Origin of the sequence: Allobosea sp. RAF48, assembly GCF_052114025.1 — a bacterium.
Taxonomy (GTDB): Bacteria; Pseudomonadota; Alphaproteobacteria; order Rhizobiales; family Beijerinckiaceae; genus Allobosea.
On record NZ_JBFRDZ010000018.1, the window covers coordinates 83,001 to 100,170 of the forward strand.

Genomic DNA, 17,170 nt, shown 5'->3' on the forward strand with positions numbered 1-17,170 from the left:
GTCGGTAGCGCGCCAGTTGCGGACATTGGGCCATTGCCCGGAAGCAGGCGTTGGGTGCCTACTCAGCCGGTGTCAGCTGGCGTTGGCTGGATGCCTTAAGGCGGAAATTGTCTCGCGCCATTTGGAGCGCATCGGGACCGTGAGCAAAATATCCGGAAATTTTGGGGGCGGACAATTGTTGAACGCGGAGCGCTATGCTGCAGTGAAGCAAAGCGCAGTCAGGCAAAGATTACTGCGCCCCGTGGCAATCGGCTCCCCGCACGTGGGATGCATGGCAGGGTGGATCCAGCAGCGTTATGCCTATCGGTGGCGTTGAAGAGAGGGAAATCGCATCGGCGCTCGACAACCTGTTGAATGCGCCGAGCACGCGGATTTCAGCACGAGGCGCGCGCTTCCTCCGATATGTCGTCGAAAAGGCCATCGAGGGAAAAAGCGCCCAGCTGAAGGCCTACACGATCGCTGTGGACGTCTTTGGCAAAGGCGTCGACTTCGACCCCGCCAAGGATGCCGTCGTTCGCAACGAGGCAACCCGCCTGCGTTCGGCACTGGCCCTTTATTACGCTGTTGATGGCGCCGCGGAGAACGTGGTGATTCATCTGCCCGTCGGCGGATACGTCCCGCGCTTCGAGCATCGTCAGGCGAAAGCGGCCGGGATTTCGGGCAGCAACGAGACACTGGTTCGGGCGGGGCTTCGGCCTATGTCGGCGCAAGCGCCGCCGGAAGAAGGCCAGCGGGCGCCCGAGCACAAGATCCCGATCATTGTGGTCAGGGCAGCGGCCGGCGGGGGCTCCAGCGAGGCATCGTCTCGCACGATCCGCTCAGTTGTCGCTGCTCTCGTTGCCTATCACGGCCTGCGCATCGCCGGTCTCGAGCCTCACAAATCATTTGAGGAGCTCGTCGCGTCGCTGCGTCCCAGCGGGGCCGGCAGCCTCTATGTCCTCGACGTCGCCGCCGACGTTGAGGAACGAACGCTGCGATGCCAATGGATGCTGAGCGAGCACCGGTCGGGGCTCATTCTGGCTTCGCGCGAGGAAATCGAGTCAGCCGGAGCGTCCTCGATGATGGCGGCGGAGAAGGCCATCGGCGAAACCGTCGCAAGGCAGATCGGGCAGCGCTGGGGCATCATCAACGTGAATGAGCGCAAACTCCACCCGGACAAGCACCAGGATGCCTATAGCTGTGTCGTGCACGCCGTCACTTACCTGGCGAACCTCGACGACACAGAGCAGAAGGATATCCGGAAATGCCTTGAGGCCGCGGTCAGAGAGGAGCCGTTTTATTCGGACGCTTGGGCCATGCTGTCCTATATCCAAATGAACGAGATTCGAGGTCTCTACGCCCGGCCGGCTGAGGGTGGCAGGATCCTGCAGGAAGCTCTCGACATGGCCGACGAGGCCATTCGCGTCGCGCCGCACTCGGCTCTGGCTCACAGCATGCGCTCGACGGTGCTGTTCGCCATGGGGAAGTTCGAGGAATTCGAAAGGGCCGGGCGGCGGGCCATAACCCAGAACCCGGGATCCGGCGAGCATCAATTGACGCTGGGCAATCGGCTCTATGTCATGGGTCGCTATGAGGAAGGGGTCGAACTCGTGCGGCGTGCGAACGCGCGCGAGCATTACCATCCGGCGATGTCATACGGTGTCCCGATCCTGGAGCTATATCGCCAGCGCGACTACGAGGGCGCCTTGCAGCTGGCCTCGAACCTGAGCATCGATGAGAAGTATTATTTCATGCATGTCATGCTGGCGGCCGTCTGCGGGCAGCTCGGCGCCACAGCCAAAGCAGAGATGCATCTGCAAATCCTGCGCCGTTTAAGGCCTAACTACACCGCTGAATTCTATGCCGATTGGCGCGGGCGCAAGTTCCAGGAAGATTACATCGCCCATATCGTGGAGGGCCTGGACAAGGCCGGGTTCGCGGTGACCGATACTCGCATCGATCCTTGAAAGAGCCGGAAAGCCACGAATCTTCCGCAACTGGCGCCAAACTCCAAAATGCCCGCCTCGTCAAGGGGAGTCAGGAGCACATACTGTCGCTGCTCTGGTCAGGCGTCCAAAACGCTATCAGTTTCGCCGAGGGTCGCGTTTTGGCTTCCGCGACCAGTGGAGGCGAAACATGTTCGATCACGGCATCAAGGGTAAGACGGTTCTCATTGCTGGCGGGGCGAAGAACCTCGGCGGGCTGCTTGCCCGTGATCTGGCCGAGCACGGCGCGAAGGCCGTGGCCATCCACTACAACACGAGCGCGACCAAACCCGCGGCGGATGAGACGGTCGCAGCCATCAAGGCCACCGGTGCAAAGGCCATCGCCCTTCAGTCGGACCTGACCACGGCCGGCGCGGTCGAGAAGCTCTTCGCGGACACCGTCGCCGCCATCGGTAAACCGGACATCGCCATCAATACGGTCGGCAAGGTTCTGAAGAAACCCTTCGTCGAGATCAACGAGGCCGAGTACGACGAAATGACTGCGGTAAACTCGAAATCCGCCTTCTTTTTCCTCAAGGAGGCGGGAAAGCACGTCAATGACAACGGTAAGATCTGCACGCTCGTGACCTCGCTGCTTGGCGCCTACACACCCTTCTACGCCGCCTATGCCGGCACGAAGGCGCCGGTCGAGCACTTCACTCGCGCAGCTTCGAAAGAGTTCGGCGAGCGGGGCATCTCGGTGACCGCGATCGGCCCGGGCCCGATGGACACATCCTTCTTCTACCCTGCCGAAAACGCCGACGCTCAAGCTTATCACAAGAATGCGGCAGCTTTGTCTAAGTTTACAAAGACGGGCCTGACCGACATCGAGGACATCGTGCCCTTCATCCGCTTTCTGGTCTCGGATGGCTGGTGGATGACCGGACAGACCATTCTCGTCAACGGTGGCTATACCACCAAGTGAGATCGTCCGGCTGCTCTCTGGAACCGAAAGTCGTTCCGGAGAGGCCGCACCTTGCCATTGCGATTAACTATTGAACGTCAGCCTATGCAATCGGCAGCGTCGATTCGCTTGCAGCAAGATTCTCCGCGTGGATATGCGCCTATGCGGGGAACGGAACGAACACGAAGCGACATCGCGCCGGGGGCTGAGACGTGCTGAGACGGACCATCAGGAGCCATGTCGGCTCCGGCTTCTCCCGCCAGCCGCAGCTTCTCTCGACGGCTATCGCCGCCCTGCTCTGTGCCGCCGGGATGCGGCCAGCCTACGCGCAATCGGTTACAGGCAGCGGCGATCTGAACCCTGGCCCTGCCCAGTCACCGAACTGGTCCGTTGGGAGCGATCTCCTGGTTGGCGATACCGGTATTGGCCAGCTCAACATCACGGCCGGTGGAACCGTCACCAACGATCTCGGCACGATCGGCAATGATGTGGCCGGGAATGGCACGGTCACCGTTTCAGGCATCGATGGCAGCGGCAATGCATCGACATGGACCAATACCAGCGACCTCGTCGTCGGGCAGTCCGGCACCGGCTCGCTGACCATCCTCGATGGCGGCAAAGTCAGCAGCCTGAGCGCCTATATCGCCGGCGATCTGGGCAGCCAGGGCACGGTCACGGTCTCGGGCGTTAAAAGCAACGGCATGGCCTCGACATGGACCAATGCCGGTGAGCTCTATGTCGGATATAGCGGCGTCGGAGTACTGAACATTCTGGCTGGCGGCCGGGTGTCGAATACCGACGGCGGTATCGGCGGCGGGGGCAATGCGTTGGTCAGCGGACTTGGCTCGTCCTGGCAGAACAGCGGCCGGCTGACCGTCGGTGGGGCCGGCGCCGGAACCTTGCGCGTCGAGGGCGGCGCAACGGTTTCGAGCACGGAGGGTCTCGTCGGCAGCAGCGGTCAGGGCAACGTCGTACTGACCGGCGCGGGCACGACCTGGACCAGTACCGGACAGTTTACCGTTGGCAGCTTCGACGTGGGCACCTTGCGCATCGAAGCGGGCGCAACCGTCACCAGCAATCAGGGCTATATCGGCGCCAACAACACCGGCACCGTCACCGTGACGGGAGCGGGGTCGAAGTGGTTGATGTCGCCCTATAACCTCACCATCGGCAATCTCGGAACCGGTTCGCTGACGGTCGAGAATGGCGGGTTGGTTCGCGCAGAGGGCGGAGTCCGGATCGGTGAGAGCTCAGTCGCCAGCGGGACGCTGCTTCTGCAGGGCCCCACGAACAATCGAGGCGTCCTGGAAACCAGACGGATCTTCGGTGGTAATGGCGCTGTGAGCGTCACCTTCGATGGCGGCCTCCTGCGTGCTACAGACGACAATCCCAATTTCTTCGCAGGCTTCGACACCCGCACCATCAACCTCTCCGGGAATGGCGTCGTCATCGACACGGATGGCCATGACATCGGCATGTCTCCCAGCTTCACCGGCGCAGGCGCGTTGATCAAGGACGGAGCGGGCAAGCTGGAGCTGACCGGCGACAGCGGCGCGACCTTCACCGGCGCCGGCAGCGTGGTGGCGGGCACGCTCGCCGTGAATGGTATCCTTGGCGGGACGATGGAGGTCATCGGCGGCCGCCTCCAGGGCATCGGTACTGTCGGCGCCACGATCAATCAGCCGGGGGGCATGATCGCGCCGGGCAATTCGATCGGCACGCTGACGATCAACGGCAATTATCTCGGTAATGGTGGCAGGCTCGAGATCGAAACCGTGCTCGGCGGCGATTCCTCGCCGTCCGACCGCCTCGTCATCACCGGCAGCACCGCGGGAACGACCCTCGTCACGGTGTTGAACCAGGGCGGCGCCGGCGCACAGACCATCGAGGGCATCAAGATCGTCGATGTCGGCGGGGCCTCGAACGGCGTCTTCACGCTCCAGGGCAACTATGTCTTCAAGGGGCAGCAGGCCGTCGTCGCCGGCGCCTATGCCTACACCCTGCAGAAGAACGGCATCAGCACGCCGAACGACGGCGACTGGTATCTGCGCTCTGCCTATATGGCGCCGCCGTCTTCCACCTCACCGTCGAGCGGCCCGACCGACGTCGGTCCGATCTACCAACCGGGAGCGCCCATCTATGAAGCCTATGGCCAGGTCCTGCAGAGCCTGAACGAGCTCCAGACGCTGCGTCAGCGCGTCGGCGAGCGCTTCGACGGCCGGACGGATGACACGGCGAACGCGGCAGGCAGGGCGATCTGGGCCCGCATAGATGCAGCCCACAGTCGCATCACGCCGGGTTTCTCGACGACCGGCACGAGCTACATGATCGATAGCTGGCGCCTGCAGGCCGGCGCCGACGGGCAGGTTTTCGCAGGCGATGCCGGCACGCTGGTCGGTGGCGTCTCGCTGCATCATGGCGAAGCGCTGGCCGACATCGCCTCGGTCTTCGGGCGCGGCAAGATCAGAGCCTCGGGCCGCGGCTTTGGCGGGGCGCTGACATGGTATGGCGCGACGGGCTTCTATGCCGACGCGCAGACCAAGCTCAGCTGGTTCGACAGCGACCTGTCGTCCACGACGGCCGGGCGCCAGCTCGCCAAAGGCAAGGCCGGCTTCGGCTATGCGCTGGGGCTCGAACTAGGACAGCGCATCGCGCTATCAGGCGCCTGGTCTCTGACGCCACAGGCGCAGCTGACTTATTCACATATCGATGCGGACAGCTTCATCGACCCGTTCGGCGCCCGCGTCGCGCTCGGCGATGGCGCCAGCCTGCGCGGGCGGCTCGGCATCTCCGCGGACTACCGGCAGAGCTGGCGCGACAACGCAGGACGACAGGTCAATGCCTCGCTCTACGGCATCGCCAACCTGCATTACGAATTCCTTGACGGAACGACGGCAACGCTCGCCGGCACGCGCTTAACCAGCTGTCAGGAGCGGCTCTGGGGCGGGCTCGGCCTCGGCGCCAAATACGAATGGGGCCGTTATGCGCTCTATGGCGAGGTCGAGGCCCAGACCAGCCTGGCCCATTTCGCCGACAGCCACAGCATCACCGGCCGCGGAGGGCTGAGCATTCGTTGGTGAAAACAGGGTGGCTCTCGCTGACGATCCAGCTTCGCACAGCTTCCGAGGTCTGACGCCGCGAAATGCGGCTATGTTCGGGCCTTCCTGGCACGCTTACGTTTATCGGTCCTATGGGCTTCACTGGTGTTTGAATATCGTCGCTGAAGGCGCTGGCGCGGTCTTGCTTAGGGCCATCGAGCCGACAGATGGGCTGGCCGAAATGCGGGCGCGTCGCCGCAGCACGGTAACCCTATGCAATGGGCCGGGACGGTTGGCCCAGGCGCTTGGGATAACGGGCGCCTATAATGGGCTGAGTTTGGAACGCCGCCCGTTCTCGATTGTCGACCGATCACATGCGCCGGAGATTTCTCGCAGCACTCGCATTGGAATTTCGAAAGCCGCCGAGCAGCCCTGGCGATATGGCTTTGCGGGTTCGCGGTTCGTGAGGCGCGCTTTCCCCAAGCCTGGGAGGTAAGCGGCGTCGCGGCAAATTGTCGCGTGCGTGCGACTGACGCAAGGAACAGAGCAGGTTTGAGGCCAACAACGTCTCTGGACGGTGGACCTAGGCAGATCCGCCTGCAAGTCGGTCTCCGAAATCGACGACAATGCCGTCCCCGGCCTTGACCATACCGCTCTCGATGATGCGGGCAGTGATGTCGCCGAGCCCGCGAACGGCGTTGTACCCGCCAACGCCGAGTATCTCCTCCATCCGCGAACACGGATGGTATTCTCCGGTGGTTTGCAAGATTGCGGAGCCAATCCTGAAGCGCTTGTCTTTCAGCGCGAGCAGATTGATGCCTTGAGTAACGACGTTACGGCGCAGGTCGCCCGGCAAAACCTGTGAGCGGCCGAGAGATGGCTGGCGATAGTACCGAGATGCTCGGCCTGGATTAAAGTGACCTGACGAGCCCCGTGCGCCCGCGTGTACGCGCCGTACTTCCTGACGGTGAACGCGATCGTTCGCTTCGCCAGCTCGCGCGATATCCTTTGCCAGGGGAGGGGCTCGGCCGCGAACTCGGCCGTCTGCTTCGTTCTCGGCATTACCTCGATTGATCCCAGCGTCAACGATCTCCTGTTCGAGCGCTTCGTCTCGGAGGAGCGCCGTGAGCCGCCCGATATCGATGTCGACTTCGAACATGATCGACGCGAGATCGTTATGCAGTGGGTGTGCGCCTCGTAGGCTTCGATCGTAACGGCGGCGGCCGCCTCGTCGTCGAAGGCGCCGGCTTCGAACTTCTGAATCCAAATGCGGATCAGGTTGCGCGACAGATCGTGCCTTCGAGCGAGGCTATGGAGCGTCTCCCCCGCCAGATAATCCTGGGCTACCTGGCGCTTGAACTCGATGCTGTGGGAACGATGTCGAACCATGGGCTTTCATCCTTCGAAAGCCCGGCTTCCCCGTCAATTGCTGGCCGTCACCATGTCCGCCTCAAGGGGCGCAATCCAGACAGGCGCGAAAGCTTGGACCCAAAGGGCAATATTTGCGGGTCCAAAGAGGGATTGGCTTGCGCCTTTGATCGCAGCGGTCGCAATGACGCCAGAACAGAAATCAGGGCTGGCTCGGCTGATGCTCCGCTGACCCGAGCGGCGGGGCGAGCTTGAGCGACCCGCCCACGGTTCGATTCTCGACCTCTATGAAAGCTATGAACTAGCATCACTCGCTTACATCCGGTGGTCTCAGAAAGCGGAGCCGGCGGCGGTTGCTATCGCGGCAGACTATCGGCGCATCGTGATCGAGCTTGAGCGGGACATCGGGGACGCCCTCGCGGGATAGCGGGAAAAAGGCGCCGAGCCACCCACGGCTTGGGGGAGACGCGGCAACTCAGCGCCACGCCGCATCGAAGGCGCTTTGAGACATTGATGGCGAAAGATGAACGTTGTCCCAACGACCTTTGAGGTGCGCAGATCTTAAGGGGCGATGCTGTGAAACGGCAAACCCCGCCATGGGGTGGCGGGGTTCACGTGGGCCTCCAGCCCCATTGCTCGACCTGAGATCGAGCACTACTCTGAAATCCGGCTTGGAAACGCGAACCAGCGAGGTTAGTTCCAAAATGAAAGGCCTTGCCCCGCCGAAGCGGGATCGAGGCTGATTGGACAATACGCTGAGAGAGCCAAGTGATGTCCGAAAAGCCAACCATTGAGATCCCGGTCATTCAGCCGACAATGATCCAGGTGAGCAGCGACGCGCGCGGCGATGCCGCAGTGAAATTTGAGACGGCGGGCGACTCCGATCTGCTGCTCGTCCTTCCCATGACCGCGCTCGCCCAGTTCGAAGCGATGCTAGCCCGCGCCAGCCTGGAGCAGGCGAAACACCAGCCGAAGCAGTGAAAGGCAATTCCTCACAAAATTAACAGGCTAGCAAGCGCAGCAGCGGTAAACCCTTCAAACGGCTTCGTGGCGGAATGGCTACGCGGGGGATCGCAAGTCCTCACATCCTCGGTTCGAACCCAACGCGAGGCCTCCAGATGAGCGCGATCATCCTGCTTTGAATCGAAGAAAGCCCGGCCCGCCGAAGCGGGACCGGCCGCCAAACATCTCCGTAACCTCCTGAATACGTCGGCTCCCGACCCAACTCGGGCATCTCAACTTCCGTTAAAGGGCTTCTCAACGGGACTGGCTGTAAGGCGTGTCTAAGCGCGCCACGGTCAAATGCCTCTCATCAGGCCGGACGAAGAAACTACCGGCCCACATGAAGAGATCGACATGACCGACGCTCGAAACACCGGCTCCGAAGTCTCCGTCGCCCTGACCGATGCCAAGCTGGACACCGTTAACGGCGCCGGCGTCGGCGAGAAGATCCTGGGCATTGCCCTGACCACGGGCGGCGTTCTGACCACGGCGGCAGGCGTCGTGACCCGACGGTGGGGCCTCGCCTCGCGCGGCTGCAACATGCTCGTGGACGGCATCGGCCATACTAAAGCCTCGTAGGACGAGCGGGCAACTCGTTCCCCAGTCGTCAAAAATGCCCGGCGATCCAACTCGCTGGGCAATTTCATTGCGCTGAGGACAATATCCTGACGGGGGAGAAGATAGCTTTGGCCTTGCAATCGAGTCGGGATGCTATGACCGAAGAACTTAGATCAGGATTGCCCAGCCAGCCTGATCTGCTAAGCCCCCTTCATAACGATGGAGGCTTATGATGGCTGGCGACGACAAGGCTGTGCTTGAACTCTCTGCGATGGTTGTCGCCGCATATGTTCAGCACAACAGCGTGCCTCAAGCCGAGTTCGTCGGCCTCATCGAGCGCACGCATGGCGCTCTAGCCGGGTTGGGCAAAGAACCGCCCCCGGCACCCGTGGAAACGCTTGCCCCGGCGGTACCGATCAAGAAATCCATCACGCCGGACTGGATCATCTGCTTGGAGGACGGCAAGAAGTTCAAATCGCTCAAGCGTCACCTGAATTCGAAGTACGGTATGACGCCGGAACAGTACCGCGGAAAATGGGGCCTACCGGCCGACTACCCGATGGTCGCGCCGGCATATGCGGAAGCCCGCTCCAACCTCGCGAAGTCGATGGGGCTGGGCCGGAAGGCCGCTGCCGTGCCGGTAAAGCAGGCCGCGCGCGGCAGGCGGACAACATCAGCGTCCTAGCCGCGGAAAGCTTGGCGTACTTCGCCTGAATGATGCGGGGCTCGTGCCTGAGACTGCGCAACGTGCGGGCGACGAAATGAGCGCTCAGGCACGCCTCCATCCCGACGATACAGCCCGGGAGGGTCTTGAAGGTCTCCTCCAGCGCCAAGCGCGGGATCTTGCGTCGGAAGGCGATCTTGCCGTTCGCGTCGAAGCCGACGCCGCAGCTCACGCGGCGGCGGGAGCATCCGGTCCATCCCGTTAGCGGACGTCAGGATCGTCCGATTTCTGGCGCCGGTAATTCGGTCGCGGAAGTCGTCGTCCTCGGCGCAAGGGCGCCTAGTCTCTTCCCAAGCAGCGCCTTTTGGGAAATATGCTTTCGGTCGGGGCTATTCATTGAGAATTTCAATGGCTGTGCGAGCCAATGCTCGCACCCTTCGCCGATGCAGGTTTCGTCGAGCTGATGTTCGAATTGTGGACGCGGTCTTCCCGGCCCGGCTGTCCTGAGCCGATCCGGATATGCGAGGAACGGACGCGCTCGCCGGGCGAATTTGATCAGATTGCGCGCCGGGCACGCTCTGCCGGCCAATGACCAGCGCATGTGTAGCAAGGGTATTGGCGAGGCCTGCGGCCGCAGCCCGAGCAACTGCATTTGCAATCCAAGCCTCGCTAAACAGCCCGGCGCAAAGCGCCGAGCTGCTCCCAGGTCCCACGTATTCGTCTCAGAACTTGTAGTTCACGCCGACTCGAACCAGCCCGGCACCGCCGCCGCCGCTGGTTGTCGCAGTATAGGTTCCAGCCGGAAGAGCGCCGCCTGCCGGGTTGAAAAAGGCCCGCGTCGTTCTGCCTTCGCCGGTATCGACGTAAAGACCTTCGACCCTGAAGATCCAGTTGTTGGTGAAGGCATATTCGACGCCACCACCGACGGTCCAGCCTGCGTTGCTCGTGGAGTTGCCGGTGAGCGGGTTGGTGTTGAGGCCACCATAGGCGAGGCCACCCGTGATGTAGATCAAGGTCCGGTCGAAAGCGTAGCCCAGGCGGGCGCGAACGGTGCCGAGATAGGCGCCATCGCCACCGCCTCGGCCTGCCCACCAGGTGTAGGGTCCCCAGGCCACGTTGCCGCCGCCCGTGTCGACATACTGGATGTCGGTCTCAAGGCCGTAAACCACGGCGCCGGATTGCCAATTATAACCAATCTGGGCGCCACCGACGAACCGGCCGTCGCTGCTGCCGCCGCCCAGAGAAGCGGAAGAGGCACCCGTCGGCCCTGTGACGATGACGCCGCCCGAGTCGCCCCATCCCACGCCGGCGTTGAGGCCCACATAAAGTCCGGCCCATGTGAACACCGGTGCGTAGACGATGGGAGCGACCGGTGGCGCGCGGCTCGGAAGGTCGGCGGCGAAGGTCGAGGTCGCAAGGCATGTTGCTAAAGCAGTGGATACAAGGCGTAGACGCATGTGATCCTCCTCCCATGCACAGTGGAGACCCTATTGGTTGCACACGAAAGCATTAGCGGGAAGTGAATGACGATCATTCGCAAACGACGCGCGCCGAAATCCGCCTTGAAGTGATATTTTCGTCACTTTGGAGAAATCCAAATCTGGGCACTCGATTGAGCTGACAATTCAGTAGGGTGGTCAGTTTTTTGGCTGGTATCTGCCCGCTTTTTGCCGGGCACAGCATGGACGGCCCGATGGCCGGATCTGCGGGCATCCGCAATGCGCCTATTGGCTCGTCGGTGATGGTTGTAACCCTAACCCAAAGCCGTCCGGTTTCCAGGGCTCAGGACCACCCGTGCGCTCTGCCGTCAACCAACTGATTGCAATGTCATTCTACCGCTTCAGATGGACACGACCGGCTCCGATCGCGCGCTCCTCTGCAAGTACACATAGCGATTGAATTGGAATGATTAATCGGCTGCGGAGGCATGTTCAGGCTTCGGCATCGAAACACCATATGACAATCGAGGAGGGCCTCTTGTGCCATGCCAAGGCGATGACCTGCCGCACGCCAGAAAAAATGCCGGACGAGCGCTCTGACGCGACAGCAAGTCATGAAGAGACTTGAGGATCGGCTGCAGGAGAGGGCATTTGATCAATCGGAACCGGATCATGCTTCAGACATTATCTTCGGCAATCGGCGCCGCAGAATTCGCATGAGATCACGAACTTGAATTCCGGAAGAACAAAAGAATATGATTTCGGTCGAATGCCTCTGGCTGGGGCACGTTACGTGACGCTGAGGATGACCGGAGCAGGGTCGGCAGCCTCAATTCGTGCGCCGAACCGACCGGACAGGAGAGTGGAATGCAGAATTGCCGGACGCTCTTGCCGACGATCTTGGCGGCACTCCTGCTGGTTTCCCCTGTCAGCGCCCGAGATTCCGTTTCCTACGGCGGCAAGGAAGAACCTGGCTCCATCGTCATCAAGACAAAAGACAGACAGTTATATTTAATTTTGGAGGACGGCACGGCTATTCGATATCGAGTGGCGGTCGGTAGATCAACGAAGCAGTGGGTAGGCTCCGTAAAAATCGAAGGAAAGTATATTGATCCAGCCTGGTCGCCGCCCGCTGAGATAAAGCGAGATAATCCAAGGCTTCCGGATGTAATTTCGGGAGGGTCGCCGCGAAATCCTATGGGTGCCCGCGCTCTGACGCTTTCTGGCGGAGGGCAATACGCGATCCACGGAACAAACAGGCCCGATTCTATCGGAACGTTTGCGTCCTATGGGTGCTTCCGCATGCTTAACGACGATATAATCGATCTGTTCGGCCGAGTTTCGATCGGGACACCGGTCATCGTACTTCGCTAGGTGGGCATGGTGAGCGTCATCGAAGCAAATATCAAGACGCTCGAGGCTCGCTGTTGACCACCCCCCGGATCATTCTCGGGACGATGCATTCAGATTGATGCCGCCGAAAGGAGGGCGGCCGCCCGCAGCGACGCAAACATTGCAGTACTTGAATTTCGCGCTGGCTTCGCCCTATCGCATTCGGAATGCTGCGACGTCCGACTGGATCTACCGACTCCGATGAGCCGAAAATTGCGGCTCTAGCATCTTACGATTATTGAGACTCCGAAGGCTGGATATGTAGTCCGCTGGGTACAATAACGTATTATCCGGAGCATCCATTCCCATGAATTGCGCTACCTCGCCAACCCAACGATTGCAATTATAGAGAACGGCATGCCACATCGTAGCAGTTCTTTGCTTACGTTTGATATAGGCTAAAACGCGGCGGTACTGAGCTTCGTCCAGCAGTACGCGGAAGCGATTGGAGATGTACTGATCTTCCAAATCGCCATCGCTCGGGCCCGTTTCTGCTGGAACAGGAACGACGTGGCCAACCGACCATAGCTGCGGTCCCTCGCCAGCGGGGTGAAGCCCCGCGACCTGATCCGCCGTTACCGGGCCTATTTCACCTCTCGCGTTAAGGCGCCCGTGAACCAAGAACGTGTGGCCATAGCTGAGGGCGTAACGGGAGCGGAACTCGACAAAATACTGCGCCTTCTCGCGTGACGGGTATGACAGCCGGGATGTGGAGACCACATTCGTCGAGGGAGATACGTGCCCCCCACCTTGGAAGCTGCTGCGATCGCGCGCGCCCGCTATATCGTATCCAGAGACCAGCAGCCCGCCCGCCAGGCCACAAGCCAAGATCCAAGAGCGAACTGAGGGGTTTGTCCCAAACCGCATCGCAGGCCTCCCGATCAAGCACGCGCACGGATGCAGGATTTCCGCACGCCGAATACTGTATTGCAATACTCAAGGAGAAAGCGGTCGATTACTCGACCGCTTTCTTGACTGACGACGCTAGCCCTTGGTTACGATGGGCGCAGCAGCCGGAGGCGGAGCTTTGCCCTTCCCCTTACCGATGGAAGCACACCCGCCAACGCTAATGAGTGCAACAGATACGGCCAACACTACGATCTTTTTCATCGGTTCGCCCTCAGTTAACAAGCCCATTCTCAGCTCAGCGCAATTTATATTCCAGTGTAATTGCGCAACATGGTGCCGAACAATTTCGTATTCAAATCGTCGTGTGGCACCCTCAAACAGTCTCAGATGCCATGAGAAATTTCAACTGGCAAAATATCCGGGGAGGCGCCTACGATGAGTTATGGTTGCCAAACAACATGCGCACGGCAAAACGGAACCAAGTTTACTGGCGTCCCTGTCCTTTCGTTAGCGGCGCGGGTGAACGCTGCTCACGCGTGGGACGATACGGCCGGTTCGATTGATGTAGTCCCGGTACTCGTTTCCGAACGCCTCTCTCATGAGTTTCTCTTCCTCGCCGACCCGAAAAAAATAGAGCGTACCAAATCCCACCAAGCCAGCCGGGCCCGCAATCCAGTTGGGCAAAAGAAGCGCTTGCGCAATGGCCCATAGCCAGAAGGCTGAATACATCGGGTGACGCAAATACGTATAAATTCCGTCTGTCACTAATTTGTGGCTCTCACGAAGGTCTAGAGAAACGGACCAGTTCCGCCCCAGGGCGCGATGGGTAAGATAAAACAGCAGCAACGCTGCCATAGAAGTAACTGCTCCTGCCCAAGCAAGAGAGGGTTGGAATGTGTATTTTGCAAAACGTGGAAAGCCGAAGGCAATGTAGGAAAAAGGCAAGATACCTAAGCCAGTAAAAGAAATAGAAAGCAATATTCGTTCCTTGATCCCGCGCGCCGAACGGGAAATAGGAGTCCGACGAGAACGCCGCTCGTGAGGAATGCGGATCACGTACCAACCAACTGCGAGAATTAGGTAGATCGCCTTCGCAACAGAAAGGGTCATGGTCTTGCCGTCCCCACGGTCTTGATATCGTCTGCGAAGTTGGCCGATTCGATCAATCTGCCGTCTACATCGAACAAATCTGTCGCGCCTCGCTCCGATCGCGCGATCCGTTCCGCGGAAATTGGCCCGCAGGTCGCCATAAAGTAATCATAGGCTGCTCGTCGGTCGTTACCTCTCACAAATTGACAGTGCATTTTGTACCAGTTCTTTCGGATTCGTGGATAACGCTCCGGAGCGATCATCCGTCGGATGCTCACATTCCGGACGACGGGGGAGTCGGTAGGGGGGAGATTCAAGTGTAGCAGCAACTCCGCCCCGAAAAAATTCATAACATCGGAACGAGCCCTGTAATCTGCCCAAAACACGTTGCGATTGGAGCTTACTCGTCCGATCGCGGCGCGAAATCCGGATGCGGCGCGATGGAGCCCAATCTTGAGAATGGAAGCTCCGACGGACAGAAAGGCCAGCTTCCGGTTGGCTCCAGGTCGATCGCATTCGATTTTCATCACGCGATCGATGAGATCGACGGCAAGCACCGCGCCTAAACTGTGCCCGACAATGAGAATCTCGTCCACCGCCTCCATTCGGGTATTGTCTGCGATATCAGCCGCGATGCGCTGTAAGCGATCGCCTAAATTATTATCCCCCCTGCGGACGTAATGGCTAGAGAAAATCCAATCTTCGAGTAATAGACTGAGATATAACCAGCGGTCTGCTGCGTGCAACAACAGATATGCGCTGATAAGAAAACTCAATATTGATGCAAAATAATTCCCTAGAAGATTCTGAGTGAATATTGCAGCTCCAACGGAGAGTGCCGCGATCAACGCAAGAATCAGGAACGGATAGATGAAGAACATGGCATATCGCCAGCTCGACCGCAGGTAGGCTACCAAAGCCCCCGCAATCAGGAAATCGTAAAAAGCTACTATCGCAGGCACCAGGCGGCTCCATGTTGGCCGCGTGCCTGCGCTGGTTATCACATCATCCCATCGGACGAGTCGCATCTCAATTTCGGTACGCCAGTTGGAGCCCGACGCAGACACTTGCCAAGCGGCGAGATCCCCACTGACCACAAGTTGAGAGATTGTCGTGTGTGCGCCCCAAGCACGCTCGAAACGTCGCAACTCCTTGGCGAATCGTTCGAACACCGCCGATGGCGGCGCCGGGTCGTAGCCGCCGATATGATACACTCGACGCCTAAGGACCCGAGTTTCGGTCATTGCCGTCGTACCGCTCAGCCCCATAGTCTTGTCGCTTTGTCCGATCAGAAAGGGAGCCAATCCGTTGAGCCTGGGTCATCGCACCGCAGCGTCGAGATCGCGGGATGTGCCGCGACAGAGAGCATTCCTTGCCATAGTTCGGGTGCGCGAGTTGGTCGATTCGTGGTTCAAGTCGCTCTCCAAAAAGCCGCGGCACTTCAAGATTTGAACGCTGTGCCGCCGCTCAAATAATTCAACTCACGCGAAATTTCTTCGGCCGCTTCCAAGATATTCTCTGCAATCACTGGAATCACTTCTGAGGTTAAGCGGTTTGATGGTCCTGATATACCGACGGCTGCCTCGATCACTCCATCGGCACATCTAATGGGCGCCGCGACCTCGCACCTCATTCCACCTGCTTCACCGAATTCAATAGCATATCCTCGGGCTCGGATCAGCTCGAGTTCGCGTCGAAATGCCTCGACGTCAGATTTTTCTCTCGCGACTTCAAAGACACTTGTCTCAAATTCACGCATTATCTGCAGCGATTGAAATGCGAGGATCGATTTTCCTGCTGCACAATGCCGGGCTGGCACTTTAGTTCCGACATCGAATTCAGTCACAGTCGGTTCAGGAGCATTGATACCGGCGGCAATTACAATTTCTTTATCTGCAATCACAGCCAAGCACGCTGACTCACGGGTTTCCATCGCGAGCTTTGAAAGGTGCCGTTCTGCCACACGCTTGAGGTCTGTCGGGTCTTTCAAGCAAAAACCTAAGCTCCAGAGTTTTGGTGATAGAGCAACCCGCGAAGAATGGCGTGATACGGAGACGTATCGCGTCATCTCAAGGATTCTCAATGTATTCTGAATCGTGTCTTCGTCGAAACGCGTCTGCAGACTTATCTGGCTAATCGTACTGGGGCAATTACTTCTGGCGAGGGCCTCAAGAACCGCCAGTCCTTCTTCGAAAGATATGTTCATGATCGAGCTCACGATCTTGCGATGGTTGAGAATTCATATCCGTTCCGTCGGAAAGGCCAGGCACACTGGATGCGTCCTCCAACGCAGTCGTTTGCATCAGTTGTCAGCGCGTCATTGCGGTTTCACGTACTCACGAGGATTGTGATCCGATCACCAATCCGGAGCCAGCGCAATTTGAACCGCTCCCCAGCTTTGTGAATGCGGCAACCTCTGTGTTCCGGCACCGAAGCATGACTATACGGCAGCAGCGTATAGATCATTCAAATCGGTGCCGGCCGCGCCCCTCTGAAAACGGAAAAATCGCTTTTAAATCAGTTTGTTGACGGCGGAGCGCCCCGGGCCAAACTCCGGCGCTTGCACAGATTCGGGATTCAGAGTTTTTGCGATTCGCGATGCATGGACTTCCTGATCCCAACGTCGAGGGGCGAGCTCCGGAATACTGACCCTAAGGCCAATAGACGCTTTGGGTCGGGGCAGCTGTAATTGCGTTTGGACGCGCAGCCTGATCTGAGCCCTTAAAACTGGATCGCTTTGAGCTAGAGTTTTCCGCGTCGTTTCCCATGAGCTGGGAGGAGCGGAAGACGATGAAGGATTCGAAGTTCTCGGACGCCCAGAAGGCGTTCATCCTGAAGCAGGGCGCGGACGGGATTCCGGTGGCGGAGATCTGCCGGCGGGCCGGGATCAGCCAGGCGACGTA

At 59.5% G+C, this 17,170-nt stretch carries 15 protein-coding genes, 1 tRNA gene and 3 pseudogenes; 11 read left to right on the forward strand and 8 right to left on the reverse strand.

Annotated features, from left to right (window positions below; genetic code table 11):
- Positions 1-296 precede the first annotated feature (296 nt).
- The 4 genes from AB4Z10_RS25970 to AB4Z10_RS25985 all read left to right on the forward strand — a co-directional run bounded on the left by AB4Z10_RS25970 (position 297) and on the right by AB4Z10_RS25985 (position 6,402).
- Positions 297-1,946 carry a tetratricopeptide repeat protein gene (locus tag AB4Z10_RS25970; protein WP_441473293.1) on the forward strand — a complete coding sequence of 550 codons (1,650 nt, stop codon included), beginning with the start codon at positions 297-299 and terminating at the stop codon, positions 1,944-1,946.
- A 169-nt stretch (positions 1,947-2,115) separates the two neighbouring features.
- On the forward strand, positions 2,116-2,889 hold the full coding sequence (locus tag AB4Z10_RS25975; protein ID WP_441473294.1) for an SDR family oxidoreductase: 774 nt from the start codon (positions 2,116-2,118) through the stop codon (positions 2,887-2,889).
- A 191-nt stretch (positions 2,890-3,080) separates the two neighbouring features.
- Positions 3,081-5,948: an autotransporter family protein gene (locus tag AB4Z10_RS25980; RefSeq protein WP_441473295.1), complete on the forward strand. Its 2,868-nt coding sequence runs from the start codon at positions 3,081-3,083 to the stop codon at positions 5,946-5,948.
- A gap of 7 nt (positions 5,949-5,955) precedes the next feature.
- Positions 5,956-6,402, forward strand: a complete 447-nt coding sequence (locus AB4Z10_RS25985) for a DNA-3-methyladenine glycosylase (protein ID WP_441473296.1) — start codon at positions 5,956-5,958, stop codon at positions 6,400-6,402.
- Between the two features lie 87 nt (positions 6,403-6,489).
- On the opposite strand, the gene AB4Z10_RS25990 is transcribed toward AB4Z10_RS25985, so the two are convergent.
- Complete coding sequence (locus tag AB4Z10_RS25990; RefSeq protein WP_441473297.1) at positions 6,490-6,762, reverse strand: MOSC domain-containing protein; 273 nt, start codon at positions 6,760-6,762, stop codon at positions 6,490-6,492.
- A 90-nt stretch (positions 6,763-6,852) separates the two neighbouring features.
- Here AB4Z10_RS25990 and AB4Z10_RS25995 point away from each other — a divergent pair.
- Positions 6,853-7,095, forward strand: a pseudogene (locus AB4Z10_RS25995) (PHP domain-containing protein); the annotation flags it as partial.
- 92 nt (positions 7,096-7,187) lie between these two features.
- On the opposite strand, the pseudogene AB4Z10_RS26000 reads toward AB4Z10_RS25995, so the two are convergent.
- Positions 7,188-7,295, reverse strand: a pseudogene (locus tag AB4Z10_RS26000) (transposase); the annotation flags it as partial.
- A gap of 750 nt (positions 7,296-8,045) precedes the next feature.
- Between AB4Z10_RS26000 and AB4Z10_RS26005 the strand changes: the two are divergent.
- The 4 genes from AB4Z10_RS26005 to AB4Z10_RS26020 all read left to right on the forward strand — a co-directional run bounded on the left by AB4Z10_RS26005 (position 8,046) and on the right by AB4Z10_RS26020 (position 9,519).
- Positions 8,046-8,255 carry a hypothetical protein gene (locus AB4Z10_RS26005; RefSeq protein ID WP_441473298.1) on the forward strand — a complete coding sequence of 70 codons (210 nt, stop codon included), beginning with the start codon at positions 8,046-8,048 and terminating at the stop codon, positions 8,253-8,255.
- A gap of 60 nt (positions 8,256-8,315) precedes the next feature.
- Positions 8,316-8,391, forward strand: a tRNA-Cys gene (locus AB4Z10_RS26010).
- A gap of 239 nt (positions 8,392-8,630) precedes the next feature.
- Complete coding sequence (locus AB4Z10_RS26015) at positions 8,631-8,855, forward strand: hypothetical protein (RefSeq protein WP_441473299.1); 225 nt, start codon at positions 8,631-8,633, stop codon at positions 8,853-8,855.
- Positions 8,856-9,066: 211 nt separating this feature from the next.
- A complete protein-coding gene (locus tag AB4Z10_RS26020; RefSeq protein ID WP_441473300.1) occupies positions 9,067-9,519 on the forward strand; it encodes a Ros/MucR family transcriptional regulator in 453 nt (150 codons plus the stop codon).
- A 10-nt stretch (positions 9,520-9,529) separates the two neighbouring features.
- Here AB4Z10_RS26020 and AB4Z10_RS26025 read toward each other — a convergent pair.
- Both AB4Z10_RS26025 and AB4Z10_RS26030 read right to left on the reverse strand, forming a co-directional pair.
- A pseudogene (locus tag AB4Z10_RS26025) lies at positions 9,530-9,718 on the reverse strand (IS110 family transposase); the annotation flags it as partial.
- A gap of 502 nt (positions 9,719-10,220) precedes the next feature.
- Entirely contained in the window at positions 10,221-10,955 is a 735-nt protein-coding gene (locus AB4Z10_RS26030) for an outer membrane protein (protein ID WP_441473301.1), read from the reverse strand.
- Positions 10,956-11,804: 849 nt separating this feature from the next.
- Here AB4Z10_RS26030 and AB4Z10_RS26035 point away from each other — a divergent pair.
- Positions 11,805-12,311 carry a L,D-transpeptidase gene (locus tag AB4Z10_RS26035; protein WP_441473302.1) on the forward strand — a complete coding sequence of 169 codons (507 nt, stop codon included), beginning with the start codon at positions 11,805-11,807 and terminating at the stop codon, positions 12,309-12,311.
- Positions 12,312-13,313: 1,002 nt separating this feature from the next.
- On the opposite strand, the gene AB4Z10_RS26040 is transcribed toward AB4Z10_RS26035, so the two are convergent.
- The 4 genes from AB4Z10_RS26040 to AB4Z10_RS26055 all read right to left on the reverse strand — a co-directional run bounded on the left by AB4Z10_RS26040 (position 13,314) and on the right by AB4Z10_RS26055 (position 16,473).
- Positions 13,314-13,439 carry an ABC transporter gene (locus tag AB4Z10_RS26040; RefSeq protein WP_441473303.1) on the reverse strand — a complete coding sequence of 42 codons (126 nt, stop codon included), beginning with the start codon at positions 13,437-13,439 and terminating at the stop codon, positions 13,314-13,316.
- Positions 13,440-13,685: 246 nt separating this feature from the next.
- The gene (locus AB4Z10_RS26045) at positions 13,686-14,288 is read right to left on the reverse strand and encodes a protein-S-isoprenylcysteine O-methyltransferase (protein ID WP_441473304.1); all 603 of its coding nucleotides are present in this window, start codon (positions 14,286-14,288) and stop codon (positions 13,686-13,688) included.
- Entirely contained in the window at positions 14,285-15,571 is a 1,287-nt protein-coding gene (locus AB4Z10_RS26050) for a hypothetical protein (RefSeq protein ID WP_441473305.1), read from the reverse strand. Before AB4Z10_RS26050 ends, AB4Z10_RS26045 begins: the two co-directional genes overlap by 4 nt.
- Before the next feature lie 137 nt (positions 15,572-15,708).
- Positions 15,709-16,473, reverse strand: coding sequence for an IclR family transcriptional regulator (locus AB4Z10_RS26055; protein WP_441473306.1), 765 nt, complete (start codon positions 16,471-16,473; stop codon positions 15,709-15,711).
- A 584-nt stretch (positions 16,474-17,057) separates the two neighbouring features.
- On the opposite strand from AB4Z10_RS26055, the gene AB4Z10_RS26060 reads away from it, so the two are divergent.
- A partial coding sequence (locus AB4Z10_RS26060; protein ID WP_441473310.1) for a transposase occupies positions 17,058-17,170 on the forward strand: 113 nt, incomplete at its 3' end.